Here is a 25,932-nt window from a genome sequence, read left to right as displayed (position 1 = left end):
CTCTGATCCGACACCTCGCCCGGAGGTCTGTTCAGCGCGGAGAAAGGCTGACGCGAACTCTGGTCAGGCGATCCTGAACCCCTGGCCCTCGAGGATCAGTGCGAGCACGCGTCGATCCTCCCGGTGCATGACCCCCTCGACGAAGCGGGTGAACGCGCGGTCAAGGCTGATCTCGCCCGCACTACGAGCGACCTTCTGCAGGATCGCGACGAGCGTGCGCGGCGCGATGACGGACTCCTCGAGCCCGGGCCGACCGTCGATCTCTCGTTCCGCACTCACATAGTCGGCGAACCCCGAACCGTGCTCGCCCGCGAACACCTGTTGACTGATGAAGGCCGCTCGCGCGGCACGGATGAGCGCCTGGGGTGCGACATGGTCGGGGATCTCACCGTGATGGTCGGCGACCGCGGCGACCGCGAGCAAGCCGTTCTCAGCGGGGAACTCGGCATAGTCGCGCCCGGTATCGGGGTAGTGGACCCGGTATGTGTTCGCCCCGAAGCGATTGACGAGCTCGGCGCTCAGCCGATCGAGGCCGCGGTAGCGGTGCGGGGTCTGCTCGTTCGCCGTGGCGAGAATGGCGAAACCGGATGCAATGGTGACAGGACGCCCCGTGTCCTCTTGCACGTGCAGTGTGTCACCCGGCCTCAACTGCAGAATTCGATTGAGCCGCTTCAAGAACTCGGGCGGCATCGCGTTCACCTCGTCGAGGATCACCGGGCGGCCCTCGCGCATGGCGCGAAGCAACGGACCTGGCGTGAAGATGCTGACGGTTGCGCCGGCCTCGGTGCGGAGCTCGTGCGTGCCGATGACCTGAGCGCTGGTGATATCGCCGTAGCCCGAAATGAGTTCGGGCTCGAGGGTGAGGCCTGTGCGGGAGAGATGCTCCGCAAGCGCCGTCTTGGCGCCGCCGGTCTCACCGACGAGGAACACGGGGTCGCCCTGCCGCAGCGCGGGAATGGCCTCGGCGATGATGCCGCGCATCTGCGCCGTCTGCAGCAGACCGTCGCGCAGCTGTCGACGCGCCTCGCGAATGCGGAGGGTGCCAAGTGCCACCAGTACGGCATCTCGGCGATTCTCGCTGTCGATGGACGCCTGCCAGGCAGCGTCGGGACGATGCGTGCGAAGTTCGCGGATGCGGTCGCTCTCCCCGGCGGTCAACGGGCGCGCACCGCGCATCGCGCGGGCGACGATCGTATCGGCCGCAGTGCGGTCGCGCACCACGGCTGCTGCAGCGCGGTGTGCCCGCACAGCGACGCGGAGCGACGCCGCGCGTTCGTCGAGCGCCGCGGAGAAGATCTGCCGGTTCGACGGCTCCTCGGCGAGGGCCGTGAGACGGCCGCTGACCCGCGCGAGTTCTGACCGGAGCGATGCAGCCTCAGCAGGATCATCGATCGCGATCGCACGCCGAATGCGGCGTGTCTCCTCGCGCAGCGCCGCGGCCTCTCCGAGAACAGGGTCTGAGTCGACGGGGAGCATGGCGTCACGCTACCACGGCGAACGGACTGCAGTTCGGGCCGGGCTAGGGTGAGGGAATGGAGTCACAGCCGAGCTCGATGAGCGGGCAACTGCGTGCTCGCCTCGAAGCGGTCGGTGCGATCGTCGGGATGTCGGTACGCGTCACCGACGATGAGACGTGGGAGCTCACCGACTCGGGACTGCAGGTGGGTCTCGGCTGGTACGGTGCTCGTGGTCACGGCCACTCCGAAGCTGCGGCGCTCGCGTTCCTGCACCTGTGGGAGGGACCGCGCAACGCCCGTGTTGAGGCGGCTCGCGCACGGCGGCGAAGCTCGCTCGTGCGGGTGCGCCCCGACGCTGCGCCCCTGTTCGACGCCGTCTATCGCGTGCAGTCAAGCGCCGAACTGCTCACTGCCATGCCCGGACTTCGCGCGCCCCTCGCCGCGGCGGCGTACCGCAGTGTACCGACCGATGTGACCGCGTGGCCGCGTCACCTGCAGTGGGCTGCTGTCGTGCTGCGCGCGGCATTCGTCGGCCGCGCTGACTTCGGCGCGCTCCTGGCAGGCACCCATTCCGACGTGCAGCTGGCGTGGCGCGCCCTCATGGTCGAAGCTATCGGACCTGCGGCTCCGATCACCTCCAGCGAGCGCGGAGCGTGCGAAATGGACGAAGCGATCGACGGACTCAGCGCGTTCCGCCGGGTGATGGCGCCAGACGCGCAGCGAAGCAGTGTGCTCAGGTATGAGCGCGCCGTCGCCTGGCTGCTCGGCGCCTACGATCGACTCGCGGCGCTCGACGCGCTGGAGCGTGGGCTCGATGGTGGCAGCGGAGGCCGAGGAATGGGCGAGCAGGACGCCCCGCCGAGTGGGGTGTCGGGGAGCGGGGAGGAGCAGGACGACGACGCAGCCGAACCCGATCCCGGTGGGGGCGGGGAAAACGATTCGACTGAGGATCCCGAGACGCCCGATAGGGCTGGCGCCGAAGGGGATTCCGGCGACGAACGCGCCCGCGCCGGAGACGGGCGCGAGACCGCAGAGGGCGCCGATCTCTTCGCTGCCGAGCAGGCCGGTTTCTTGGACCGGGTGCTCGCCACGCCAATGCCTGGTGGCGGGCGCACTGACTCCCGAGGGCCCGTTCCGGAGGCAGCGACGGCGGAGGATCCGTCTGCGCCACAGCCACCGGTCGATGGCGCGAGCGGTGGTACCGCAGGTGGAACCGCCGATACCGCACTGGCCGAGTATCGGAGACGCGCCGCCGAACTGGCGGACGCGATCGAGCGCATGCGCGCCGTCTGGTCACGGGTGATCGCCGAACGGGCGGCACCGCGTCGCGTGGCGAGCGCGCGACCACGCGCAGAAGGCGACGACCTCGCCGCGGAGTCGCTCGCTGCTGCCATTGCCGAGTCGCGTGCCGGCGTGGCTCGGCCGCGGGCCTTTCGCGATCGCGCGATCCGACTGCGCCGCACTCGCCGTTCGGGCAGCACCGATTACGTGCTGCTGGTCGATCGATCGGCCTCGATGCAGGGTGTCGCGGCCGAAGCGGCAGCCGACTCGATGCTCATCATGACGGAGGCGCTCGCGGGGGTCGCCCGTGATATCGAAGAGGCCGAACGCGCGAGCGGAGTGGCCCTCGATCTCGACATTCGCACCGCGCTCATCGTCTTCGACTCTGCGGTCGACGTGGTGAAGCCGCTGTCGAGTGGCCTGGACGACGCCGTGCGCCGAGCGGTGCACGGTGCGATCCGAGTTCCGCGGGGATCGACGAACGACGGGGCTGCGTTGCGAGCAGCGGCGGAGCAGCTCGGCGTGCAGCTCGGCCTGAACCCGGCCCGCGCCTCCCGGCTACGGTCGGTCGACGGGATCGAACGTCGACGCATTGTGATCCTGGTGAGCGATGGTGGATCAAATGATCCCGTCGCCGCAGAGCACGCGCTGCATCGCCTGCGCGCCGAGGGTGTGGAGGTGCATGGCATTGGCATCGGGCCGGGGGACCTCGCGTCGCGGTACGCCCCGCAGGGGCGCACGGTGCTCGACGCGCGCACGCTGCCCGAGGTGCTGCAGAGCCTCGTGTTCGACGAAGAGTCGCGCCGGATCCGCTAGCGTGAGGAGCGGCGAGCGCGGCAGGTTGAGTCGGCAGAGTTGAATCATTCAAGTTGCGCAAGCGGAGTTGAGTCAGGGGGATGTGATGGATTCTGGAACTCGGCCGATTGGTCGACGTAGCGGCCGCGACCGCGTCGAGCTCGTGAGAGCTCTGTTTCCCGACCTCGCGGCCGAGCTCGATGCCGCGGCGGCGCGCTACGCAGTACCGGGTGCTGCTGAGGCTCTGGATGAGCGCCTCGACGCCGCGGCGGCGCGATTGATGCCGCACGCAGCGTTCGCCGATGTCGCAGAACCCGATGCCGCGCGCAGAGCCGAGCGCAGCTTCGGGGCCGCCCGTGAGGCGAGTGCGTGGCTCGGCATCGATGTGCCAGAGGTCGAAGCGTTCGCCGCTGCCGGTGTCGATCTTGGGCAGCTGGGGAGCGCTCTTGCGGCAGACGCCTCCCTGACCGCTGTGCCGGCACCATTCGGGTGCGGTGCGACAGCCTGGCAGGCGGCATTCACGCGTGCCGCGGAGGCAGTTGCCGGCTCGCCGTCGGGTGCCTCGTCAGCACCGCTCGCGGTCGATGCGAGCGGGGCGTCTCCGCTCGTGCTCGCGACGGAGGCCGAGAAGGAATTCGAGCTGCTCGATGCGGCGCCAGCGGGCGCTCCGGTGGTGACGGAATCGGGAGTCACCTGGACCCTGCGCCTGGTGCCCGCCGGAGCACGGCCGCCGGTGCTGGGGCTCGGGTTCTCGTATGGACCCCATGTGACGCTGCCCGAAATGCTCATGCTGCAGCTCATGCTGGTTGCGGCTGGCTCGGCACCGGTTGACGCCGCAAGTTTCACCTGGCTCGACGGGCCGCTTGCCGGGGGGCGTCTCGCTGCTCGCCACGTGTACGACGAGAGCGAACGCGCGATCCGCATCACCTGCCGCGAGATGGGAAACCAGGGCCCGCATCTCGGCGCACGCACCCCGATCAGTTGAACGTCGCTACTCCCAAATGCTGATGGCGTCGACGCGGGTGGAAGGGAGGCGAGTGGAGCGCCCCCACTCGAGCACCTCGTCGGGAACCACGAGCCGGCTCGGGTCGGCCCCGCTCTTCGCAATGACCTCGGCGACAGGAACGACGCCGCCCGAGCGGCGCAGGATGCGAGCGCGCACCACCGCGCGTGCGTGGATGTCGGGTCGCCGCTGGGCGTCTGGGCGCACGAAACGCTGCTCCATGTAGACGGCCTGATCGTCGAAGCCGAGGATGCGCGACTCGATCCAGAATCGCTGCCACGGGTTCAGTGACTTGCGGTACGAGATGGTCTGTCCGACCACCACCGGGTACCAGCGCTCGCGCGCGAATAGCTCCCACACGCCGTTGCGCTGAATGAGGTCGAACCGCGCGACGTCCATGATGGAGAGGTACTTGCCGTTGTTCATGTGTCGCAGAATGTCGAGGTCGGTGGGCCAGACGCGGAAGCGAGAGCGAGCAACACCCTCGAAGCCGAGCTTCGAGCCGCGCCGGCCCACGAACCACTGGTGCCACAGAGTGCGGAAGAACATGTGCATGGAAGAGAGCTTAGAGGGATCGTCAAGCACACAGCCTCGCGATTGTGCGAAGCATCCAAGAAGAGTGGCATGTATGCTGGTTCGGCGCGTATTCAGGCGCTCGAACTTTATAGAATCCGGAGAATCACTGCATGGCCAGTACGAACGACATCAAGAATGGCACCGTCATCAAGGAGAACGGCCAGCTCTGGAGCGTGGTCGAGTTCCAGCATGTGAAGCCGGGCAAGGGCGGGGCGTTCGTTCGCACCAAGCAGAAGAACGTCGTCTCGGGCAAGATCATCGATAAGACCTACAACGCAGGCGCGAAGATCGAGACCGCGAATGTCGACCGCCGCGACTACCAGTACCTGTACCAGGATGGCGCCGACTACGTCTTCATGGACCAGTCCGACTACGATCAGCTCACCGTTTCCGGTGCAGTCGTCGGTGACGCCGCAAAGTTCATGCTCGAGAACCTTCAGGTGCAGATCGCGCTGCACGAGGGGGATCCGCTCTACCTCGAACTCCCGTCATCGGTCGTGCTCGAGGTCACGTACACCGAGCCCGGCCTGCAGGGCGATCGCTCGACCGGCGGAACGAAGCCCGCCACCGTCGAGACCGGTGCCGAAATTCAGGTGCCGCTGTTCCTCGAGACCGGCACGAAGGTCAAGGTCGACACCCGCACGGGTGACTACCTCGGCCGCGTCAACGACTAGTCCTCGGTGTCTGCACGTACCAAGGCGCGCAAGCGCGCCCTCGACATGTTGTACCAGGCCGATCTTCGTGACGAGTCCATCGCCGTGATCGTGAACGCCGAGGCGCAGCGCGCGTCGAGCGAACCCGACCGTGCGGCCTCCTGGCTGTACGCTCGCGAGATCGTCGACGGTGTGACCGATCACCGCGATCACATCGACGAGCTCATCATGAGCTACGCCCAGGGGTGGACGCTCGAGCGCATGCCCCACGTGGATCGGGCACTGCTGCGGCTCGCTTCGTGGGAGATTCTCTTCAATGCGGAGGTGCCCGCGGCGGTCGCGATCGACGAAGCAGTGGAACTCGCCAAGGAGTACTCGACCGACGACTCCGGTCGCTTCGTCAATGGCGTACTCGGCAAGATCGCAGATCACGCCGACGCCTGATCCCGCGCGCACCGTCGCCATTGCGATGGCCGAGTCTCCCGTGGTTCGCTGAGTCCCCGCCCGCTTGCCGAGTCCCCGCAGAGATGTTCAACTTTCGGCGGGGAATCGGCAGGAGCGCAGGGACTCGGCGGTGGCGCAGGGCCGCGGCATGCCGGGTGTCGCCGCATGCGATAGACTGGCGCGGTTGCAAGCTTTTCTTTAAGTTCCGTCCAGTGAGGCGGGGAAGGGGGGCTCGGTTATGGGAACGCGAACAGTACTCGAACGTGCTGAGATCTCGCGCGCGCTGACTCGAATCTCGCACGAAATCATCGAAGCGAACAAGGGCGTCGACGGGCTCGTTCTCGTCGGCATTCCGACTCGTGGAAGCCTGCTCGCCAGGCGCATCGGCGACATCATCTCGCGCATCGAGGGCCGCGACGTACCCGTCGGCAGTCTCGACGTCACGATGTACCGCGACGACCTCGCCCAGCATCCCACTCGGGCGCCGCGCCCCACGGAGATGCCCGCGTCAGGCGTCGACGGAGCGACGGTGGTGCTCGTCGACGACGTGCTCTACTCGGGTCGCACCGTGCGTGCCGCGCTCGACGCGCTGAACGACCACGGGCGCCCGCAGGTCGTGCGCCTGGCGGCGCTCATCGACCGCGGCCACAGGGAGCTCCCGATCCGCGCCGATTACATCGGCAAGAATCTGCCGAGCGCGAAGCACGAGCGCATCGCCGTGCGACTCGAAGAGCATGACGGGAGCGACGAGGTCACGATCACCTCGGAGGACCGAGTCGACGCCCACGCGAGCGGCGACGCCCATGCCAGTGCCGAGCCCGGAGCGAGCACGGAGCCGATCGCATGAGGCACCTGCTCGATACGCGCAGCCTCTCGCGGGATGAGGCGATCCTGATTCTCGACACCGCTGAAGAGATGGCGGCCACGCAGCAGCGCGAGATCAAGAAGTTGCCGACACTGCGGGGCAAGACCGTGGTGAACCTCTTCTTCGAGGATTCGACGCGCACCCGCATCTCATTCGAAGCGGCGGCGAAGCGCCTCAGCGCCGACGTCATCAACTTCAGCGCGAAGGGCTCCTCGGTCTCGAAGGGCGAGTCGCTCAAGGACACCGCCCAGACGCTGCAGGCGATCGGCGCCGATGGCGTCGTCATCCGGCACCCGGCATCAGGCGCACCGGCGAAGCTCGCCGCAAGCAACTGGATCGACGCCGGTGTGCTGAACGCGGGCGACGGCACTCACGAGCACCCGACGCAGGCACTGCTCGACGCGTTCACGATGCGGCGCCGGCTCTTCGGGGCGTCGCAGAGCGGTGAGGCGAGTCGCGGTCGCGACCTCGACGGTGTCTCCGTGGTGATCGTGGGAGACATCGCGCACTCCCGCGTCGCCCGGTCGAATCTCTGGTTGCTGAACGCCCTCGGCGCTCACGTCAGCTTCGTCGCTCCCGAGACGCTGCTGCCATACGGCGCGCGCACCTGGCCGGTGAAGGTACACCATTCCTTCGACACCGCCCTCCGTGAGGAGCGCCCCGACGTTGTGATGATGCTGCGCATTCAAAGCGAGCGGATGCACGCCGCGTTCTTCCCGAACGAACGAGAGTACGCGCGTGTGTGGGGGCTCGATGACACCCGGCTCTCGGGTCTGCAGGATCGCGCGATCGTCATGCATCCCGGCCCCATGAACCGCGGGCTCGAAATATCTTCGGGTGCTGCCGATTCGCACCGATCGACGGTGCTCGAGCAAGTCGCGAACGGCGTTTCGGTGCGGATGGCGGCCTTGTACCTTCTACTTTCCGGCGAGCGAACGGAGCAAGCATGACGCACACCACCCCGACGAACGGGATTCTCATCCGCGGCGCACGCCTTGCCGCAGCGCTCACCGAGCGCGGGCAGCACGTGAACGATGCCGCCGCCGTCGACGTGCGGATCGCAGACGGCGTGATCGTCGAGCGCGCCACGCAGGCGGCCGGCGGGCTCGAGCCCCGAGAGGGCGAGCGCGTCATCGACGCCGAAGGGCTCGTCGCGCTGACCGGGCTCGTCGATCTGCACACGCATCTGCGCGAGCCGGGCTTCGAGCAGTCCGAGACGGTGCTCACGGGCACGCGCGCCGCCGCGGCCGGCGGATTCACGAGCGTCTTCGCGATGGCGAACACCCTGCCGGTGCAAGATACGGCGGGCGTGGTCGAGCAGGTACAGGCGCTCGGTGACGCGGCAGGCTACGCGACCGTGCGGCCGATCGGTGCGGTCACCGAAGATCTCTCGGGAGAGCGACTCAGCGAAATCGGCGCGATGGCGGATTCGCGCGCCGCGGTGCGCGTCTTCTCCGATGACGGCAAGTGCGTGCACGATCCGCTGCTCATGCGACGAGCACTCGAATACGTGAAGACCTTCGACGGCGTCATCGCTCAACATGCGCAGGATCCACGGCTCACCGAGGGTGCGCAGATGAACGAGGGCGCCCTCTCGAGCGAGCTCGGCCTCAAAGGGTGGCCTGCGGTCGCCGAGGAATCGATCATCGCGCGCGATGTGCTCCTCGCCGAGCACATCGGAGCGCGACTCCACATCTGCCATCTCTCGACGGCCGGGTCGGTCGAGGTCATCCGCTGGGCCAAGGCCCGTGGCGTGCAGGTGACCGCCGAGGTGACGCCCCACCACCTGATCCTCACCGAGGAGCTGGCGCGCAGCTACGACGCGCGCTACAAGGTGAACCCGCCACTTCGTCGCGAGGAGGACGTGCTCGCCCTCCGCGCTGCGGTCGCCGACGGCATCATCGACATCATCGCCACCGACCACGCGCCGCACCCCGTCGAGGCGAAGGACTGTGAGTGGGATGCCGCCGCATTCGGAATGGTCGGCCTCGAATCGGCGCTACCGATCTCGCTCCTGACCCTCGTGCAGGAGGCGCACGCCAGCTGGGCCGAACTCGAAGTGCTGCTGTCGCAGCGGCCCGCCGAGATCGGGCGTCTCGAAGGGCACCCGACGGCGATCGAGGCCGGCCAACCCGCCGATCTCGTGCTCGTCGACCCGTCTGGCACGAGCACGTTCTCGACCGACCATCTGCGCGGCCAGAGCGTGAATTCGCCGTTCCTCGGCATGGAGCTGCCCGGTCGTGTGGCGTACACGCTGCGCCGCGGATACCTCACGGTGGATGGCGGGGACGTGGTGGCGGCCGAGACGGTTGCGGCCGCGGCGCGAGGGATCGGAGCCTTGCAGTGAGCCGCGGTACCTTCGCGCTCGTCATGATCGCCATTGCTGCGCTGGTGCTGCTCGCGATGTGGCTCGGTTGGCGGGGGCGCGCACGGCGTCATACCGAGTTCGCCGAGCATGGCGACGCCCTCGTGGGCATGGTGCTCGCCACGTTCCCCCGAGTGAGCTACGTGTCGACGACCCGCGTCGGCGCCCCGCTCGACCGGTTGTCGATTCCTGGACTCCAGTTCAAGGGCTTCGCCGACCTCACGCTGCGCGCAGACGGCGCCACCATCGCCGTCACCGGCGAGCCCGAAGTGCACCTTCCGGTCGAACGACTGATCGGCAGCGGGGTCGCGAGCCGGCGGGTCGGCAAGGCAGTCGAGCGCGACGGGCTCTCTCTGCTCCAGTGGCGCGCCGCCGATGGCACCGAGATCGAGTCGAGCTTCAGATTTTCGCAGGCCGCTGAGCAATTACGTTTCGCAGACACGGTCGCTCAGATCATTCCTGCCGGGACGGCGCTGCCGACCTCCGGCCCCCAGACCCATTCCACTTCCCACACCACCCAGGAGGATGCGTGACTACGAACCCGACCGAAGAGACGGCGAACGACGCCGTGGCGCCCCAGGGCGTCACCGCGCCCCCAGCTTCTGCAGTGCCCACGGGCAAAGCCGTGCTGGTGCTCGAAGACGGGCGACGATACGTAGGGCGCGCATACGGAGCGACCGGGCGCACGCTCGGTGAGGTCGTCTTCTCGACCGGCATGACCGGGTACCAGGAGACGCTCACCGATCCCTCCTACGCGGGCCAGATCGTGCTCATGACGGCGCCGCACATCGGCAACACCGGCGCGAACGCCGACGACATGGAGTCGCGCAAGATTTGGGTGGCCGGTTTCATCGTCCGCGATCCCGCGCGCCGCGTGTCGAACTTCCGAGCCGAGCGTTCGCTCGACGAGGACCTGGTCGAAGACGGCGTCGTCGGCATCTCGGGCGTCGACACGCGCGCGATCACCCGCCACATCCGCTCGGCGGGCGCGATGCGCGCCGGGGTGTTCTCGGGCGCCGACTTCGATCTCTCGGACGACGAGCAGCTCGCCCTCGTGCGCGCGCAGGAGCCGATGGCTGGCAAGAACCTGTCTGAGCTCGTCACGACGCCGCAGCGCTACGACGTACCGGCGGCCGAAGGGGTGGATCGCGTCGGCTCGATCGCGGTGCTCGATCTCGGCATCAAGCGCGCGACCGTGCACTACCTCTCGGAGCACGGCTTCGACGTGACGGTACTTCCCGCATCGACCTCGCTCGACGAGATCCGCGCGATCGCTCCCGATGCGCTCTTCTACTCGAACGGCCCGGGGGACCCCGCTGCGAGCGATCTGCAGGTGGACGTGCTGCGCGAGCTGCTGCGCGACGGGGTGCCGTACTTCGGCATCTGCTTCGGCAACCAGCTGCTGGGCCGTGCGCTCGGGTTCGGCACCTACAAGCTGCCCTTCGGCCACCGCGGCATCAACCAGCCGGTGCTCGACAAGCGCACCGGCCGCGTCGAGATCACCGCGCAGAACCACGGCTTCGCAGTCGATGCACCGATCGAGGGAGAGATCGAAGCGCCTGAAGGCTTCGGCCGCGTGCAGGTGAGCCACTTCAGCCTGAACGATCAAGTCGTCGAAGGCCTCGAATGCCTCGACATCCCGGCGTTCTCGGTGCAGTATCACCCCGAGGCCGCGGCGGGACCGCACGACGCCTTCTACCTGTTCAACCGTTTCCGCGAGCTGGTCTCGAGCCGCTCCACCCGTTCGACCGGCGCACACGCCCAGGAGGCCTGACCCGATGCCCAAGCGTTCAGACATCAATTCAGTACTCGTCATCGGCTCCGGGCCGATCGTCATCGGCCAGGCGTGCGAGTTCGACTACTCGGGCACCCAGGCCTGCCGCGTGCTTCGCGAGGAGGGCGTGCGCGTCATCCTCGTGAACTCGAATCCGGCGACCATCATGACGGACCCCGACTTCGCGGATGCGACGTACGTCGAGCCCATCACTCCCGAGGTGATCGAGTCGATCATCATCAAGGAGCGACCCGACGCGATCCTCCCCACGCTGGGCGGCCAGACGGCGCTCAACGCGGCGATCCAGCTGCATGATCTCGGCATCCTCGAGAAGCACGGCGTCGAGCTCATCGGTGCGAAGGTCGAGGCGATCCAGCGCGGCGAGGATCGCCAGATCTTCAAGGACCTCGTCATCGAGTCGGGGGCAGAGGTCGCCCGCTCGCACATCGCGCACACGCTCGAAGAGGCGAAGGAGTTCGCGAAGGATCTCGGGTATCCGCTGGTCGTGCGCCCGTCCTTCACCATGGGCGGCCTCGGTTCGGGGTTCGCGTATACGGAGGAGGACCTCGTCCGCATCGCGGGTGACGGTCTGCACTACAGCCCCACCAGCGAGGTGCTGCTCGAAGAGTCGATCCTCGGCTGGAAGGAGTACGAGCTCGAGCTCATGCGCGATACGGCCGACAACACGGTCGTCGTGTGCTCCATCGAGAACGTCGATGCCGTGGGCGTCCACACCGGCGACTCGATCACCGTCGCCCCCGCGCTGACCCTGACCGACCGCGAGTACCAGAAGCTGCGCGACATCGGCATCGACATCATCCGTCGCGTGGGCGTCGACACCGGCGGCTGCAACATCCAGTACGCCGTCGACCCGGCGACCGGCCGCATCATCGTCATCGAGATGAATCCGCGCGTCTCCCGCTCCTCGGCGCTCGCGTCGAAGGCCACCGGCTTCCCGATCGCGAAGATCGCTGCGAAGCTCGCTCTCGGGTACCGCCTCGACGAGATCCCGAATGACATCACCCAGAAGACGCCGGCGAGCTTCGAGCCATCGATCGACTACGTCGTGGTGAAGACTCCTCGGTTCGCGTTCGAGAAGTTCCCGGCGGCCGACGACACCCTGACGACGACCATGAAGTCGGTCGGCGAGGCCATGGCGATCGGCCGCAACTTCACGACGGCGCTGCAGAAGTCGCTGCGCTCGCTGGAGAAGCGCGGCTCCTCGTTCCACTGGGGGGATGAGTCGCGCCCCGTCGATGACATTCTCGAGACGATCAAGCGCCCGACCGACGGCCGCATCGTCGACGTGCAGCAGGCGCTGCGGCTCGGCGCGACCATCGAGCAGGTCTTCGAGTCGACCTCGATCGATCCCTGGTTCCTCGACCAGATCCAGCTGATCAACGAGGTCGCCGAGATGGTGCAGCGCTCACCGCAGCTCACACTCGACGTGCTGCGAGAGGCGAAGGATCACGGCTTCTCCGACGTGCAGATCGCTTCGATTCGCGGGGTCTCGGAGTCGGAGATCCGCGGCCTGCGGCACGGCCTCGGTCTGCGTCCCGTGTTCAAGACCGTCGACACCTGCGCCGGCGAGTTCCCCGCGCTGACGCCGTACCACTACTCGTCGTACGACTTCGAGACCGAGGTCGCGGCGAGCGACCGCAAGAAGGTCGTCATTCTCGGCTCCGGCCCGAATCGAATCGGCCAGGGCGTCGAGTTCGACTACTCCTGCGTGCACGCCTCGTTCGCGCTCTCCGACGCGGGGTACGAGACGATCATGATCAACTGCAACCCAGAGACCGTGTCGACCGACTACGACACCTCGGATCGCCTGTACTTCGAGCCGCTCACGCTCGAGGACGTGCTCGAGGTCATCTACGCCGAGCAGGCGTCTGGTGAGCTGCTCGGCGTCGTCGTGCAACTCGGCGGCCAGACCGCGCTGGGTCTCGCGCAGCCGCTCAAGGACGCCGGGATCCCGATCCTCGGCACGACGCCCGAGGCGATCGATCTCGCTGAGGAGCGGGGCGCGTTCTCCCGGATCCTCGATCGTGCCGGTCTGCTCGCACCGCGCAACGGCACCGCGATCGACGAGGAGGGTGCGATTCGCATCGCCGAGGAGATCGGCTACCCCGTACTCGTGCGCCCGTCGTTTGTGCTCGGCGGCCGCGGCATGGAGATCGTGTACGACACCGAGTCGCTGCGCGGATACTTCGGTCGGATCGAGGGCCACGCTCTTGTCGGACCGGGCCACCCGCTCCTCGTGGATCGGTTCTTGGACGACGCGATCGAGATCGATGTCGACGCCCTCTTCGACGGCGAGCAGCTCTACGTCGGCGGCGTCATGGAGCACATCGAGGAGGCCGGCGTGCACTCGGGAGACTCCAGCTGTACGCTGCCTCCGGTGACGCTCGGTCACGACCAGATCGCACGCGTGCGCGAGGCGACGCTCGGCATCGCCGAGGGTATCGGCGTGCGCGGACTGCTGAACGTGCAGTTCGCCATCGGCCAGGGCGTGCTGTACGTGCTCGAGGCGAACCCGCGTGCATCGCGTACCGTGCCGTTCGTCTCGAAGGCACTCGGGATTCCGCTGGCGAAGGCCGCCTCGCGGATCATGGCCGGTGAGACGATCGCCGAGCTGATCGCGGCGGGACTGCTGCCCGAGCGCGACGGTTCGCGTGCGCCGATCGACGCGCCGATCGCGGTCAAGGAGGCCGTGCTGCCGTTCAAGCGCTTCCGCACGCACGAGGGGCTCGTCGTCGATTCGCTGCTCGGACCCGAGATGCGCTCGACGGGAGAGGTCATGGGCATGGACCGCGACTTCCCGACCGCATTCGCGAAGAGCCAGTCGGCGGCGGGCAGCGCGCTGCCCGAGAGCGGAACAGTGTTCCTCTCGGTCGCAGATCGCGACAAGCGCTCCATCGTGCTGCCCGCGCTCCGCTTGCAGGAGCTCGGGTACCGCATCCTGGCCACGCAGGGCACCCAGGTGGTGCTCGGGCGCAACGGCATCGCTTCTGAGGTCGTGCGCAAGCACAGCGCGGTCGCCGAGGGCGACACGATCGTCGATCTCATCAACCGCGGCGAGGTCGACATGATCATCAATACGCCGTCGGGCAGCTCGGCTCGCGCAGACGGGTACGAGATCCGTGCGGCGGCGGTGGCGGCGGACAAGCCGATCTTCACCACCGTGTCGGAGCTCTCAGCTGCGGTCGGAGCGATCTCGGCGCAGAGGAGCGGATTCGATGTGAAGTCGCTGCAGGAGTACCAGATCGATCGCGACACGGCTCTGGCCGCTCGATGACGCACCGATCGTTCGGGGACCGGCTCGCGGCGGAGTTCGCCGCGGGCCGGCACCTGTGCGCGGGCATCGACCCGCACGGCCCCCTGCTCGCTGAGTGGGGAGTGGCTGACGACGCTGCCGGTGCCGAGCGCATGGGACGCGACGTCGTTGCGGCGGCCGCCGGCACAGCGGCGTGCGTGAAGCCGCAGGTCGCGTTCTTCGAGCGCTTCGGCTCGGCTGGTTTCGCGGCACTCGAGCGGGTGTTCGCCGACGCACGGGCCGCGGGTCTGCTCGTGATTGCCGATGTGAAGCGCGGAGACATCGGTTCGAGCTTCGCTGCCTACGCCGAAACCTGGCTCGCCCCCGGCTCACCCCTCGAAGCCGACGCCATGACGGTGGTGGCCTATCAGGGCTTCGGCACGCTGTCGGGCGCACTGGATCGCGTTGAGGTCGACGGCAAGGGGGTGTTCGTGCTGGCGGCGACGTCCAACCCCGAAGCCGCCGACGTGCAGCGGGCGCGGCGGGCTGACGGACGCACGGTCGCAGCGTCGATGGTGGAGGATGCGTTCGAATGGAACGCGGCGCACATGGGGAATGCCGCAGTGGGAAGCGTCGGCGTCGTGCTCGGCGCGACGCTCAACCTCGCCGCGTTCGACATCGACATCTCCGAGCGGCCAGTCGGACCGGCCCTCCCGGTTCTGGCTCCCGGATTCGGACACCAGGGCGCGCGCATCGAAGAAGCGGGCACGATCTTCGGGGGCATCGGGAACGCGCTGCTCGCAAACGAGTCGCGAAGCATACTGAACGGGGGGCCGAACGGGCTGAGCGAGCGGCTTCGCGAGCGCGCAGCCGCAGTTCGCTTCGCATTGAACGGCGAACCGGCCTAGGCTATGACGCATTGCGTGCAGATGACGCAGTGATGACGACGAGGGAGTGACACGGTGACGACTGCTCGGACGATGCCAGAGGTGGATCGTGTGGCGGCGAATCGCGCTGCGATCGCGGCGCGACAGGCGAGGGCCGACCTGAAGCGGCGGTTGCGCTCCGGTGAGGTGTCGCCGTTTCGCGTGCTCGAGCAGTCTCGCGTCCCCGACACCGCTGCGGCGTCACTGCGCATTACCGATTTCCTGCTGTCGTTTCCGGCGATCGGCTCGGTGAAGGCCGAGCGTGTGCGCGACGATCTCGGCATCTCCGACCGGAAGCGCCTCGGAGGCCTGGGCAAACTGCAGCGGGATCGACTGGAGTCGTTCGTGCGCGAACGCACCGGAAGCGGTCGCGTCGGACCGCGCCCCCCGCTTACGGTGCTCGCCGGGCCCACAGCGGTGGGTAAGGGGACCGTCGCGACGTACATTCGGGAGCATTATCCCGAGGTGCAGCTCTCGGTCTCGGCGACGACCCGCGCGCCTCGCCCCGGCGAGGAACACGGGCGGCACTACTTCTTCGTCGATGACGAAGGCTTCGATCGGATGCTCGCCGCAGACGAGCTGCTTGAGTGGGCGACCGTGCACAACCAGTCCCGGTACGGCACGCCGCGCCGTCCCGTGCTCGAGGCAGCCGAGCGCGGGGCGCTCATGCTGCTCGAGATCGACTTGCAGGGCGCGCGCCAAGTGCGCGCGAGCATGCCCGAAGCGCGCCTCGTTTTTCTCGCGCCACCGAGCTGGGAAGAACTCGTGGACCGACTGGTCGGGCGCGGCACGGAGAACGAGGCGGAGCGGGAGCGTCGTCTCGAGACTGCGAAGGTGGAGCTCGCTGCCGCTGACGAATTCGATGAGGTCATCGTCAATGACGAGGTGCCGCGCGCGGCGGCGCGACTGGTCGAGCTGATGCGCGGTGACGACGCGTAACCGGTGCGCGTCCGCCTTCGCCGCGTCCGGCTCGACGACTCCGTGAGGCGCAACCCAGGCGCTAGGGTGGTGCTGTGCATTCGAGCTTGATTGACGCCGCCCGGCACATGGGAGACCTCGGTCTCACCGACGCCGTGAGCGAGATGACCTCGCTCGATCCGAGGCAGTTCATCGGCATTCCGCTTGCGCTCGTTGGTGCTGCGCTGCTCGCGTTCGGCGCGCAGTACCAGTCACGGGGCCTGAACAAGGTCGAGCGCATTACCGGCCAGAGTGCTGGAGCGGGCCTGTCGTTCCGCCACGTGGCGAGTCTGCTCACGCGCCCCTCGTGGGTGGCGGGCACGCTATTGCTCGGTCTGGCGGTCGTCTTTCAAATCGGATCGCTGTCGCTTTCGCCGCTCATCATCGTGCAGCCGATCGGCGTCGTCGGACTCGTGATCACGTCGATCCTCAATTCTCGCGTCAGCGGAGTGAAGCTCGGAAAGCGGGTGCAGTCGTCGATCGGCCTCGCCGTGCTCGGGATCGTGGTGTTCGTCACCATTGCAGCCTTCACCGCTTCGGATCAGCCTGTCACCGACTCGAAACTCATCGAGATCCTCATCACGTTCGGCGTCGTGTTCGCGGTAATTGCGGTGCTCACACTCATCTTTCGTCATCGCGGCGTCGCGCTCATTTACATCGTGGGAGCCGGCGTGCTGTACGGGTTCGTCGCAACCTTCGCGAAGTCCGTGATCGGACGGCTGCAGCAGGGCGAGTTCGAATGGCTCACCTGGGCCTGCGTGGCCGCACTGCTCGCAGGTGCGCTGCTGGGCCTCGTCTTCGTGCAGAACGCCTACTCATCCGGGCCGCCCGATCTCGTCGTCGCGGGCCTCACCGTCATCGATCCGATTGTTGCCGTGCTGATCGGCATCGTGGTGCTCGATGAGGCCGCCGGGGCGCCGGGTTGGGCGATCATCGCCTTCATCGCATCCGGTGCCGTGGCCATCATCGGTGTGGTCGGGCTCGCGAAGTTCCACCCCCAGACCGGCGCGTCAGCGCTCGCGGCACTGGTGAAGCCCGACGCGGATGAGGCGCGCTAGACCGGTCTCGTCGGTTTCGGGGCGCCTCTACCCGGTCGAAACGCGGAAACGGTGGAGTCTTCGGGAATCCAGAATCGCCAGGGGAAGTCGGGGCCGCCAGCATGGCCCGCGACGCCGACTCGGGGTCCCGCGGCGATTTCGGGCGCTGGGTGCTCGGGGAGTTCGAGCGCGAACGGGTCTGCGAAGAGTTGCAGGCCGTCGTGCGACTCTCGGCGAATGCCGAGCGCCTGGGCGACATTGCCCGGCCCGCGTGCGAGTTGCACGGATCGAATCTCCGCTCCCGGTCGTCGGGCTGTGCGTCGCTGCGCGGCGAGTTGCGCGCCGGCGACGACTTCCCCGGCGCGCACGAGCACTCCGGAGGCCATGCCCTCCGGAGAGCACACGAGGTTCAGCGCGAAGTGCATGCCGTAGCTGAAGTACACATACGCGTGCGCCGGTGGGCCGAACATCGAAGCGTTGCGCTCCGTGCGCCCGTTTCTCGCGTGCGATCCGGCGTCGTGCACCCCGGGGACGCCCACTCCGTGATACGCCTCCACCTCGGTGATCCGAATCGACACCGTGCCATCGGGGGAGTGCACGGTGAGCCGCGCACCCAGGATCTGGGGGGCGACTTCGAGGGCCGGCCGGGAGAAGTCATCGCGATCCATCGACTCCATTCTGCCGCCACCACCCGCGATCTGCACCGAGATACGCCGACGGCGATCAGGTGCCTGGCGCGGCGAAGCCGCAAAGGCTGACCCCGTACAGTAGCGGCATGGCCCGAACGGCGCGTGCGCGCAAGTTCGGTCGCCCGCCATGCAGCGTCCAATCGAACTCGGAGGTTTCCGTGTCCCAGCCACCCATTCCGCGCCCGATGCAGGGCGGCTCGAACACGCCGGGCGGGCGGGCGTTTCCACAGGCTACGGTGGTCGCGATCGGAGTGATCGTGGCCCTGATCGGACTCGGGCTCGTCGTGTGGCCGTTCTTCGCGGCGAGCTGGATTCTCGTCGTGCTCTTCGGTGCGGCGCTCATCGCGAACGGAGTGATGCTGCTCGCTCGCGGAGGGTCGATCGGAGGGATCCTGCTGATCGTCGCGGGCGTGATCGCCATGGCGTTCACAGGGATCACCGCGCGCGCACTCGTGAGCTTCGCCGGTTTCGGATTGATCGCATTCGGTGCACTGTGGCTCGCGATAGGAATGAAGTTCGGTCGCAGCCGGCCGAGCATCGGCATCGTGCCCGGCGCGGTGCTGCTCGCAGGCGGCATCCTCGCGCTGGTCTGGCCCGGGATCGCGCTCTCGATCGCCGCAGTGGTCGCCGGCCTGGTGCTCACCGCCGTGGGCGTCGGAATCATCTGGAGCGCCGCGAAGCCACGCCGCGTCGACCCCGGGTCCGCGACGATCATCGTCTGAGTGCGGCGCTGCCTAGTCGAGGCCGTGCTCGACCACAGTGCCGGAGAGATTCGCGCCGTTGAGATCGAGGTAGAGCTGCCCCTCGGTGCGCGATACCGTCAGCGTGTTCCGGCGCTCGAGAACGGCGACGGCACCCGCGACGAGTGCCGGGTCGACGGCGTACAGAGCGATGTCGGCGGCACGATGAATCGTCTTGCCGCGCCAGCTCGCGATCACCTTCTCGGGGTCGCGGTGCGTGTAGACGACCGCCCGCTCGGCCGACTTGCTGCCGGAGTGCACCCGGGCGGCGTCGGGAGCGCCGACCTCGATCCACGCTCGCAACGCGCCGGAGAGGTCGCGCACCAGCACCGCGGGTTCGTCGCTCGTCGAGACGCCGCCGCCGAACGCGATGCCATCTGTGTACTCCAGGCAGTACGCGATGATCCGCGTGACCATGAATGGCTCGGTTTCAGAAGGGTGTCGCGCGACTCGCAGGGTGAAGTGCTCGTAGACCCCGCGATCCACGTCGGCGAGTTCCACCTCGAACGTGTGCATAGTCGATCCGATTGCCATAACGCACGAGTCTACGTGTCGCTACGTGTCGGCGACGAACTCCGACGCATCGCGGTCGTGCCGCCAACCGCGCCACACCGCATGTCGCAGTCGTCCCTCCGGGGTGCGTTCCCTGAAGGTCACCTCGCCGACCGACTCAGGTGCGACCCAGTGCGCTTCGAGCCGAGCTTCGCTGGGCACGTCGATCGGCGCGTCCGGTCGCTCTGTCGTCTGTAGTCGACGCCTCGTGTGACGGCGTTCGGCAGCGGTGAATCCACTCGCGACGCGGCCCGCGTACTGCAGACCCCCCGCCTCTGGAACGGCGAGGAGTAGTGACGCGAAGCCCGAAGGGTCTGCGTCGCTCGCCCGCCACCCGATCACGATCACCTCGGTCGTGTCGAAGAGCGGCACCTTGAGCCAGTCCTGCGAGCGCGTGCCCGGGCGGTAGGGGCTGGATCGCCGCTTCGCGACAACGCCCTCGAGCCCGAGCCGCTCGCTCGCGCGTAGCGCGCTCTCGGCATCGCCGTCGAAGGCGGGTGGCACCGAGATCGCGCTCGCATCAACGGCGTCATCTTCGACGTCCGTTTCCGTGGCGATTGCGTCGAGCAAGAGTTCACGCCGCGCCTCGTACGGGAGCGCTCGACAATCGGTTCCGTTGATCGCGAGCACGTCGAAGGCGAGAAACCGCGTCGGCGCCGAGCGTCGCGCCTTCGCGATGTCGCGAGCGCCCGTGAGACCCATGCGCTCCTGCAGTTTCGAGAAACTCGGCGCCCCGTTCGGCCCGAGTGCGACGATCTCTCCGTCGATGACGGCGGAGTCGGCCCCGACGGCGTCAACCGCCGCGAGCAGCTCTGGAAAGCCCTCCGTGACGTCTCTTCCAGAACGGCTGGTAACGGTCACGTCATCCCCGTCGATTGCGACGACGGCCCGCATTCCGTCCCACTTCATCTCAAACGACCAGTCGTCGGCTTCGAGGCGCTCGAGTGCGGCGGCAGAGGATCGCGTTGCGAGCATGGGGCGGAGCGCCGACGGCAGCGGAGCACTCGCCGGCTTTCGCCGTGGGGTCGGTCGGGCCTTCGCCGACCCCGTCTCGCCCTTCAGGTGGATCATCCACTGCGGCGGGTCGACTTGGGTGCGAAAGAGCACGTACGTGCGCGTACCGCCGATGCCGTGCTCTGCGGATCCGGTGAGCGTGGCGATCACTTCATCATCCCGCCACTTCTCGAGCACGAAGGTTCCGGAATCCCAGATGCGCACGGTGCCCGCCCCGTATTCTCCCTTCGGGATCGTGCCCTCGAAGTGCCGGTACTCCATGGGGTGATCTTCCGTCGGCACCGCGAGATGGTTCTGCTTCGGGTCGGTCGGCACGCCCTTGGGGAGCGCCCAGCTCACGAGCACGCCGTCGTGCTCGAGGCGGAAGTCGAAGTGCAAACGGCGTGCCTGATGGCGTTGGATCACGAACACCGGCGCGCCGGGTTCGGTGTCCGCCGCAGAGCTGTCTGCACGCGCCGGCGCTTCGTTTCTGCGATACGCCTCCGGCACCGGTTCGGGCGTGCGCGTCGGGTCTCGCTTGGACCGGTAGACCTCGAGGCGCTCGGACGTGCGCACCGATGCGCTCTCTCGGGTGAGTGCCGCGAGCGGGTCGCCTCGACGTTCGACGCGATCGAGTACTTCCCGGAACTCGAGGTGACGCAGGTGGGGCGAGGCCAGCTCGCGCCAGGTTCGAGGTGCGGCAACGGTCGGCCGAGCGCGACCGCGCAGTGAGTACGGGGCGATTGTCGTCTTGTTGCCGTTGTTCTGGCTCCAGTCGATGAACACCTTTCCGGGTCTCAGGTCGCGCTTCATGCTGCTGACGATGTCGTCGGGATGATCCTTCTCGAGAGCCCGAGCGAGTTCGCGCGCCACGGCCGAGACCTCCTCTGACGTCTGGTTTCCGTCGAGAGGCGCGTAGACGTGGATGCCCTTGCTTCCGCTCGTGACCGGAACCGCATCGAGTCCCATGCCCGCCAAGAGGTTGCGCACCAGAAACGCGACGCGCGCGCACTGCCGCAGACCCACGCCGGGTCCCGGGTCGAGGTCGAGAACCAGGCGATCCGGGGCGCTGCGGGCGTCGGGCTCGCCGCCGTCCGCAGCCGAGGACGTCGATGCGAATCTCCACTGCGGCACATGGATCTCGAGGGCCGCGAGCTGGGTCAGCCAGACGAGGGTCGACTCGTCGTTCACCACCGGGTACGCGTTGCGGTGGTTCCTGTGGTCGATCCTTCCCCGTGGCACCCAGGCCGGCGCATCTTCGCCGATGTCTTTCTGGAAGAAGCTGGAGGCCTCGCCGTTCTCGCCCACGCCGTCCGGCCATCTCTTGCGCGTCGCCGCGCGGTCGCGGCAGTGAGGGATCATGGTCTCCGCGATCGCGCTGACGTAGCCGAGCACCTCGCCCTTCGTCGTGCCGCTCGCCGGATACAGCACCTTGTCGAGGTTCGACAACCGAATCGAGCGCCCGTCGATGCGCACGGTGTGCTGTGCAGCGGCCATGGCTACAGCATTCCTCCGCCGAGGCACAAGGCGTAGCCCGTTGACACTCGATTCGGCTCTACTGTACGTATGAGAGCCATATGGACCGGGGCGATCACCTTCGGGCTCGTCAATGTGCCGGTGAAACTGTTCAGTGCGACCGAGGATCACGACGTGGAACTGCACCAGGTGCACGCGCGCGACGGCGGGCGCATCCGCTACCAGCGACGCTGCGAGGTCTGCGGCGAGACGGTCGAGTACGCCGATATCGATCGCGCCTACGTCGAGGAAGACGAAACGGTCATTCTGACGAAGGATGAGCTCGACGCGATCCCGCAGGAACGCAACCGCGAGATCTCGGTGGTCGAATTCGTGCCCACCGACCAGCTCGACCCCATCATGTTCGAGAAGAGCTACTTTCTGAGACCCGCCGGAAAGTCGTCGAAGGCCTACGTGCTCCTGCGGCGCACGCTCGAGCAGACAGACCGCACCGCGATCGTGCAGTTCGCGCTGCGGCAGAAGACGCGCATCGCCGCACTCCGCGTGCGCGACGATGTGCTCGTCGTGCAGAACCTGCTCTGGCCAGACGAGGTGCGCGAGGCCGAGTTTCCCGAGCTCGACGAGCGGGTGCGCATTACCGCGAAAGAGCTCCAGCTGTCTGCTGCGCTCGTGAAGAGCTTCTCGGGAGACTTCGACGCCGCCGACTTCCACGATGAGTACCAGGAAGAGCTGCGCAAGCTCGTGCAGGCGAAGCTCGCGGAGGGGGACGCGCTGGATACGGATGCCACGTTCGGCGGTTCTGAGGGCGACGAGGGGAGCGACGCGGAGGTCATCGACCTCATGGCCGCGCTGAAGGAGAGCGTGCAGCGCTCACGGGCTGCGAAGAAGCGCGGGCGCGGCGGCTCGGGAGCTCGCCGGTCGGCCAGCTCCAAGTCCGGTGCTGGGGCGAAAAAAACGACGGCGAAGCAGACGACGGCGAAGAAAGCGACGGCGAAGAAAAGCACCACGACGAAATCCGCCGCGAAGAAGCGCGCGACGGCACGGAAGTCACCGAAACGTGATGCGGCGTAGTACTGAGCCTGCATTCCGCCGGTGTCACCTTGCCACGAGGGCGGATTCGTCGCGGGTTGACATGTATCGTTCAGCATGTCGGCGTATGTTGTTGATTATCGCTCACGAACGTCGCACGACAGACACGGAGGACGCCATGCATCAGTCATTCAACTCATTCGGATTCGGTTCAGGATCACCGGGGGAGTCGCTGTGGGAGGCGATGGATCAGCTCCGTACCGGGTTCGAGAAGCGCGCCGGATCCCGCATGGCGCGTGGTGACGTGCGCGCGGCAGTGCTGTCGCTCCTCGCAGAAGAGCCGATGCACGGCTACCAGATCATCCGCGAGATCGAGCAGCGCAGCGGCGGCTCGTGGAAGCCCAGCGCTGGATCGGTGTATCCGACGCTGCAGATGCTCGCCGACGAGGGCCTCATCTCCGCTGAAGAGTCGAACGGTCGCAAGACGTACGCGCTGACGGACGCGGGCGGCGAAGCCGTGGCTGCGGGCGAGGCGAAAGCTCCCTGGGATACGGCTTCGGAAAGCGCCCCCAAGCGTCACGGAGCCCTCGCCCAAGCCGGCTTCGAACTAGCACAGGCGGCCGCACAGGTCGGCCGGTCAGGGAACACGGAGCAGGTTTCCGAGGCGGTCGAGGTGCTCGAAGAGACGCGTCGACGCCTGTACAGCATCCTCGCCCAGGGCTGAGCGGGGTGTCGTTCGAGGCCTCGAGCGGCGACCTCCCGACTGAGATCGACCAGGCCCGCTATCGACGCATTCTGAGGTTCGCTTCGCGCCACCTCGCGCACGCGTGGTGGTACGAGCTCGTGCTGCCGCGATTCGGTCTCCAGCGGATCGCGGAGCGCACCCGAGCGCGTCGAATGCGGCGATTTGCCCGGGCGTTTCACGGTCTCGCAATCGAGCTCGGCGGGCTCATGATCAAAGTCGGTCAGTTCATGTCGTCGAGGCTGGACGTCTTGCCGCCGGAGATCACGGCGGAGCTCGAAGGGCTGCAAGATGAAGTTCCTGCTGAAGCGTTCGAAGACATCCGCAGGCTCGCCGAGGCAGAGCTGGGGGTCTCGCTCTCCACGGTGTTCCCAGAAATCGATGCTTCGCCACTCGCGGCGGCCTCGCTCGGACAGGCACATGCGGCGGTACTCGCTCCCGCGTTGGCAGCTGACGTCGGATTTTCGCGGTCGGTGCTCAAGGTGCAGCGGCCGGGAATCGACGGCATCGTCGCGGTCGACCTCGCTGCGCTGCGCAAGGTCGGTCGGTGGTTGAGCCATGTGCGCCTGGTCTCCCGACGCGTCGACATGCCCTCCCTCGTCGAAGAGTTTGCTGCCACTAGTCTCCAGGAAATCGACTATCTGCAGGAGGCGGCGAACGCGGAGCGCTTTCGCGAGAACTTCGCCGAACACTCTGGCGTCGCCGTACCCGAGGTCGTCTGGGAGCGCACCAGTCGTCGGGTGCTCACGCTCGAAGATGTCTCGGCGATCAAAGTGTCTGACGTTGACGCTCTGCGTGCGTCGGAGATCGACCCTCACGAAGTAGCGTTGCGTTTCGCATCGGTCATGTTCGATCAACTCTTCACACACGGCTTCTTCCATGCCGATCCGCATCCCGGGAACGTGTTCGTCACACCGAGTGAGACTGGTGAGCCAGGGGAGTGGCGTCTCACCTTCATCGACTTCGGCATGATGGGTGAGGTGCCTTCCGGCACCCGAGGCGCGCTGCGCTCGCTGCTCGTTGCAGCAGCCACGCGCGACGGACGCGGTCTTGTGGCGGCGATGCGCGAGGTTGGCGTGCTCCTGCCCAGTGCGGATGCTTCCGAGCTGGAGCGAGCCATGACGCAACTCTTCGCCCGATTCGGCGGAATGGGCTTCGCCGAGCTGCGCGACGTCGACCCGCGTGAATTCAGCGACTTCGGTCACGAGTTCAGCGACGTGATCCGGACGCTTCCATTCCAGCTTCCCGAGAACTTCCTGCTTATCATTCGGGCGATCTCCCTGACCTCTGGGGTGTGCAGCACCCTCGATCCCGAATTCAATCTGTGGGACGCGATCGAGCCGTACGCCCAGCAGCTCATTCGTGAGGAGCGCGGCAACGTGGTCGGCGATGTCGCCAGCCGCGTTCTGGAAGCCGCCCGAGCTCTCGTGGTACTGCCGTCACGCCTCGGCGCCACACTCGACCGGATCGATAGCGGCGAACTCGAGGTGCGCACGCCGCAGCTTGAACAGCGCGTGGCTCGGGGTGAAACGAGGCGGCGGAGCCAGACCCCGGCGATCCTCTTCGGATCGTTCCTCATCGGTGGTGCGTTGGTTCGGGACGCCGATGTGGCCCTCAGTACCACCTTGCTCCTGGTGTCGCTCGTGCCGCTTGGCGCGCTTGCACTGAATGCGCTTCGGCGGCATTAGCGTGTGTTGTTCGCGCCGCATCCGGGTGCGCGTTCTGCGAGACTGGAGCAATGGCTTCTGATACGTCGTCGGATGACCGCGCTCACGATATCGAAGTTGCGCTCGGCAGCAATGAGCTGGTGATTCGCAACCGATACCAGGTGCTCAGCTTTGTCAACGACATCGGGATCGGTGTGCTCTTCGTCGTGGGGAGCCTGCTGTTCCTGCGAGAAGCGACATCGCTCATCGGAACCTGGTTCTTCGTTTTCGGCAGCGTGCAACTCCTCATCAAGCCGGGTATTCGGCTGTCGCGCCACGTGCATCTGAAGCGTTTCGATACTGAGAGGCAACGCAAGCGCATCTTTGACGAATGATCGAGTGATCTCGGCAGCATCCACGGACGCCCTTCTAAGTGTCAAGCAGCAATCTGGGTCTGATTGATCACCTCGGTTCTCGCTCTGAGTACGTAGAACATTTCCCGCGCCAAGTATCGTTTCACAGATCTGAGCGCTTCCATCTTCGAGTGCCCTTCAGATAGCTTCTTCGCCACATAGTCCTGGGTGCGCGGGTCAGTTCTGAGTCTCCCGATCGCGATGATGTGCAGGGCAGAGTTTGCTTGCCTGTCGCCACCCCTGTTCAGTCGGTGACGATGCGTCTT

The 25,932-nt window shown here is 67.1% G+C and carries 23 protein-coding genes and 1 pseudogene; 18 read left to right on the top strand and 6 right to left on the bottom strand.

All coding sequences use genetic code 11. The features are described 5' to 3' along the window. Nucleotides 1-63: 63 nt before the first annotated feature. Entirely contained in the window at nt 64-1,476 is a 1,413-nt protein-coding gene (locus AB0O71_RS07850) for an AAA family ATPase (RefSeq protein WP_363743966.1), read from the bottom strand. Between the two features lie 56 nt (nt 1,477-1,532). Between AB0O71_RS07850 and AB0O71_RS07845 the strand changes: the two genes are divergently transcribed. Both AB0O71_RS07845 and AB0O71_RS07840 read left to right on the top strand, forming a co-directional pair. Then, nucleotides 1,533-3,554, top strand: a complete 2,022-nt coding sequence (locus tag AB0O71_RS07845) for a vWA domain-containing protein (protein ID WP_363743964.1) — start codon at nt 1,533-1,535, stop codon at nt 3,552-3,554. Between the two features lie 85 nt (nt 3,555-3,639). Beyond that, a complete protein-coding gene (locus tag AB0O71_RS07840) occupies nt 3,640-4,518 on the top strand; it encodes a hypothetical protein (RefSeq protein ID WP_363743962.1) in 879 nt (292 codons plus the stop codon). 6 nt (nt 4,519-4,524) lie between these two features. Here the strand turns inward: AB0O71_RS07840 and AB0O71_RS07835 are convergent, their stop codons facing one another. Then, nucleotides 4,525-5,091, bottom strand: coding sequence for a thioesterase family protein (locus tag AB0O71_RS07835; protein ID WP_363743960.1), 567 nt, complete (start codon nt 5,089-5,091; stop codon nt 4,525-4,527). Nucleotides 5,092-5,222: 131 nt separating this feature from the next. On the opposite strand from AB0O71_RS07835, the gene efp reads away from it, so the two are divergent. The 11 genes from efp (at nt 5,223) to AB0O71_RS07780 (ending at nt 17,407) form a co-directional block, all read left to right on the top strand. Then, nucleotides 5,223-5,786 (top strand): elongation factor P, encoded by a 564-nt coding sequence (gene efp, locus AB0O71_RS07830; RefSeq protein ID WP_090148613.1) that lies wholly within the window; start codon nt 5,223-5,225, stop codon nt 5,784-5,786. Between the two features lie 6 nt (nt 5,787-5,792). After that, nucleotides 5,793-6,209 carry a transcription antitermination factor NusB gene (nusB, locus tag AB0O71_RS07825; protein ID WP_363743957.1) on the top strand — a complete coding sequence of 139 codons (417 nt, stop codon included), beginning with the start codon at nt 5,793-5,795 and terminating at the stop codon, nt 6,207-6,209. A gap of 238 nt (nt 6,210-6,447) precedes the next feature. Next, nucleotides 6,448-7,056 (top strand): bifunctional pyr operon transcriptional regulator/uracil phosphoribosyltransferase PyrR, encoded by a 609-nt coding sequence (gene pyrR, locus AB0O71_RS07820; protein WP_363743955.1) that lies wholly within the window; start codon nt 6,448-6,450, stop codon nt 7,054-7,056. Beyond that, complete coding sequence (locus AB0O71_RS07815; RefSeq protein WP_363743953.1) at nt 7,053-8,024, top strand: aspartate carbamoyltransferase catalytic subunit; 972 nt, start codon at nt 7,053-7,055, stop codon at nt 8,022-8,024. The genes pyrR and AB0O71_RS07815 overlap by 4 nt, the downstream gene beginning before the upstream one ends. Then, nucleotides 8,021-9,421 carry a dihydroorotase gene (locus AB0O71_RS07810; RefSeq protein WP_363743951.1) on the top strand — a complete coding sequence of 467 codons (1,401 nt, stop codon included), beginning with the start codon at nt 8,021-8,023 and terminating at the stop codon, nt 9,419-9,421. Before AB0O71_RS07815 ends, AB0O71_RS07810 begins: the two co-directional genes overlap by 4 nt. Then, nucleotides 9,418-9,972, top strand: coding sequence for a hypothetical protein (locus AB0O71_RS07805; protein WP_363743949.1), 555 nt, complete (start codon nt 9,418-9,420; stop codon nt 9,970-9,972). Before AB0O71_RS07810 ends, AB0O71_RS07805 begins: the two co-directional genes overlap by 4 nt. A 35-nt stretch (nt 9,973-10,007) precedes the next feature. Beyond that, complete coding sequence (carA, locus tag AB0O71_RS07800; protein WP_363744233.1) at nt 10,008-11,213, top strand: glutamine-hydrolyzing carbamoyl-phosphate synthase small subunit; 1,206 nt, start codon at nt 10,008-10,010, stop codon at nt 11,211-11,213. A gap of 4 nt (nt 11,214-11,217) precedes the next feature. Continuing rightward, nucleotides 11,218-14,508: a carbamoyl-phosphate synthase large subunit gene (carB, locus tag AB0O71_RS07795; protein ID WP_363743947.1), complete on the top strand. Its 3,291-nt coding sequence runs from the start codon at nt 11,218-11,220 to the stop codon at nt 14,506-14,508. Next, nucleotides 14,505-15,374 carry an orotidine-5'-phosphate decarboxylase gene (pyrF, locus tag AB0O71_RS07790; protein WP_363743945.1) on the top strand — a complete coding sequence of 290 codons (870 nt, stop codon included), beginning with the start codon at nt 14,505-14,507 and terminating at the stop codon, nt 15,372-15,374. Before carB ends, pyrF begins: the two co-directional genes overlap by 4 nt. A gap of 72 nt (nt 15,375-15,446) precedes the next feature. Beyond that, nucleotides 15,447-16,331, top strand: coding sequence for a guanylate kinase (gene gmk / locus AB0O71_RS07785; protein WP_363744231.1), 885 nt, complete (start codon nt 15,447-15,449; stop codon nt 16,329-16,331). Nucleotides 16,332-16,405: 74 nt separating this feature from the next. Continuing rightward, nucleotides 16,406-17,407, top strand: coding sequence for a DMT family transporter (locus tag AB0O71_RS07780; RefSeq protein WP_363743943.1), 1,002 nt, complete (start codon nt 16,406-16,408; stop codon nt 17,405-17,407). On the opposite strand, the gene AB0O71_RS07775 is transcribed toward AB0O71_RS07780, so the two are convergent. Further along, complete coding sequence (locus AB0O71_RS07775) at nt 17,404-18,054, bottom strand: DNA-3-methyladenine glycosylase (RefSeq protein ID WP_363743941.1); 651 nt, start codon at nt 18,052-18,054, stop codon at nt 17,404-17,406. The genes AB0O71_RS07780 and AB0O71_RS07775 overlap by 4 nt on opposite strands. Nucleotides 18,055-18,233: 179 nt before the next feature. Here AB0O71_RS07775 and AB0O71_RS07770 point away from each other — a divergent pair, with 179 nt between their 5' ends. Further along, the gene (locus AB0O71_RS07770) at nt 18,234-18,797 is read left to right on the top strand and encodes a DUF308 domain-containing protein (protein WP_363743939.1); all 564 of its coding nucleotides are present in this window, start codon (nt 18,234-18,236) and stop codon (nt 18,795-18,797) included. Between the two features lie 12 nt (nt 18,798-18,809). On the opposite strand, the gene AB0O71_RS07765 is transcribed toward AB0O71_RS07770, so the two are convergent. Continuing rightward, a complete protein-coding gene (locus AB0O71_RS07765) occupies nt 18,810-19,349 on the bottom strand; it encodes a YaeQ family protein (protein ID WP_363743936.1) in 540 nt (179 codons plus the stop codon). A gap of 21 nt (nt 19,350-19,370) precedes the next feature. Then, nucleotides 19,371-21,857 (bottom strand): ATP-dependent DNA ligase, encoded by a 2,487-nt coding sequence (locus tag AB0O71_RS07760; RefSeq protein WP_363743934.1) that lies wholly within the window; start codon nt 21,855-21,857, stop codon nt 19,371-19,373. A 69-nt stretch (nt 21,858-21,926) separates the two neighbouring features. Between AB0O71_RS07760 and AB0O71_RS07755 the strand changes: the two genes are divergently transcribed. The 4 genes from AB0O71_RS07755 (at nt 21,927) to AB0O71_RS07740 (ending at nt 25,648) form a co-directional block, all read left to right on the top strand. Then, nucleotides 21,927-22,907, top strand: a complete 981-nt coding sequence (locus tag AB0O71_RS07755) for a Ku protein (protein ID WP_363743932.1) — start codon at nt 21,927-21,929, stop codon at nt 22,905-22,907. A gap of 136 nt (nt 22,908-23,043) precedes the next feature. Further along, nucleotides 23,044-23,589, top strand: coding sequence for a PadR family transcriptional regulator (locus AB0O71_RS07750; protein WP_363743930.1), 546 nt, complete (start codon nt 23,044-23,046; stop codon nt 23,587-23,589). 5 nt (nt 23,590-23,594) lie between these two features. Then, the gene (locus AB0O71_RS07745) at nt 23,595-25,295 is read left to right on the top strand and encodes an AarF/UbiB family protein (RefSeq protein WP_363743928.1); all 1,701 of its coding nucleotides are present in this window, start codon (nt 23,595-23,597) and stop codon (nt 25,293-25,295) included. A gap of 50 nt (nt 25,296-25,345) precedes the next feature. After that, nucleotides 25,346-25,648: a YrhK family protein gene (locus AB0O71_RS07740; RefSeq protein WP_363743926.1), complete on the top strand. Its 303-nt coding sequence runs from the start codon at nt 25,346-25,348 to the stop codon at nt 25,646-25,648. Nucleotides 25,649-25,689: 41 nt separating this feature from the next. On the opposite strand, the pseudogene AB0O71_RS07735 reads toward AB0O71_RS07740, so the two are convergent. Next, nucleotides 25,690-25,932, bottom strand: a pseudogene (locus AB0O71_RS07735) (IS110 family transposase); the annotation flags it as partial.

The organism is Leucobacter sp. NPDC077196, assembly GCF_040687075.1.
Lineage (GTDB): Bacteria > Actinomycetota > Actinomycetes > Actinomycetales > Microbacteriaceae > Leucobacter.
Note: the sequence above shows the minus strand (reverse complement) of the source record. Positions and strands in the feature narration are given on the sequence as shown.

Excerpts from the sequence above, each read along its gene's own strand:
- AB0O71_RS07765 (WP_363743936.1), bottom strand. The coding sequence starts at position 19,349 with ATGGCAATCGGATCGACTATGCACACGTTCGAGGTGGAACTCGCCGAC.
- pyrF (WP_363743945.1), top strand. The coding sequence starts at position 14,505 with ATGACGCACCGATCGTTCGGGGACCGGCTCGCGGCGGAGTTCGCCGCG.
- AB0O71_RS07775 (WP_363743941.1), bottom strand. The coding sequence starts at position 18,054 with ATGGATCGCGATGACTTCTCCCGGCCGGCCCTCGAAGTCGCCCCCCAG.
- gmk (WP_363744231.1), top strand. The coding sequence starts at position 15,447 with ATGCCAGAGGTGGATCGTGTGGCGGCGAATCGCGCTGCGATCGCGGCG.
- AB0O71_RS07755 (WP_363743932.1), top strand. The coding sequence starts at position 21,927 with ATGAGAGCCATATGGACCGGGGCGATCACCTTCGGGCTCGTCAATGTG.
- AB0O71_RS07850 (WP_363743966.1), bottom strand. The coding sequence starts at position 1,476 with ATGCTCCCCGTCGACTCAGACCCTGTTCTCGGAGAGGCCGCGGCGCTG.
- AB0O71_RS07815 (WP_363743953.1), top strand. The coding sequence starts at position 7,053 with ATGAGGCACCTGCTCGATACGCGCAGCCTCTCGCGGGATGAGGCGATC.
- AB0O71_RS07845 (WP_363743964.1), top strand. The coding sequence starts at position 1,533 with ATGGAGTCACAGCCGAGCTCGATGAGCGGGCAACTGCGTGCTCGCCTC.
- AB0O71_RS07750 (WP_363743930.1), top strand. The coding sequence starts at position 23,044 with ATGCATCAGTCATTCAACTCATTCGGATTCGGTTCAGGATCACCGGGG.
- AB0O71_RS07835 (WP_363743960.1), bottom strand. The coding sequence starts at position 5,091 with ATGCACATGTTCTTCCGCACTCTGTGGCACCAGTGGTTCGTGGGCCGG.
- AB0O71_RS07810 (WP_363743951.1), top strand. The coding sequence starts at position 8,021 with ATGACGCACACCACCCCGACGAACGGGATTCTCATCCGCGGCGCACGC.
- AB0O71_RS07840 (WP_363743962.1), top strand. The coding sequence starts at position 3,640 with ATGGATTCTGGAACTCGGCCGATTGGTCGACGTAGCGGCCGCGACCGC.
- efp (WP_090148613.1), top strand. The coding sequence starts at position 5,223 with ATGGCCAGTACGAACGACATCAAGAATGGCACCGTCATCAAGGAGAAC.
- carB (WP_363743947.1), top strand. The coding sequence starts at position 11,218 with ATGCCCAAGCGTTCAGACATCAATTCAGTACTCGTCATCGGCTCCGGG.
- AB0O71_RS07740 (WP_363743926.1), top strand. The coding sequence starts at position 25,346 with ATGGCTTCTGATACGTCGTCGGATGACCGCGCTCACGATATCGAAGTT.
- AB0O71_RS07760 (WP_363743934.1), bottom strand. The coding sequence starts at position 21,857 with ATGGCCGCTGCACAGCACACCGTGCGCATCGACGGGCGCTCGATTCGG.
- pyrR (WP_363743955.1), top strand. The coding sequence starts at position 6,448 with ATGGGAACGCGAACAGTACTCGAACGTGCTGAGATCTCGCGCGCGCTG.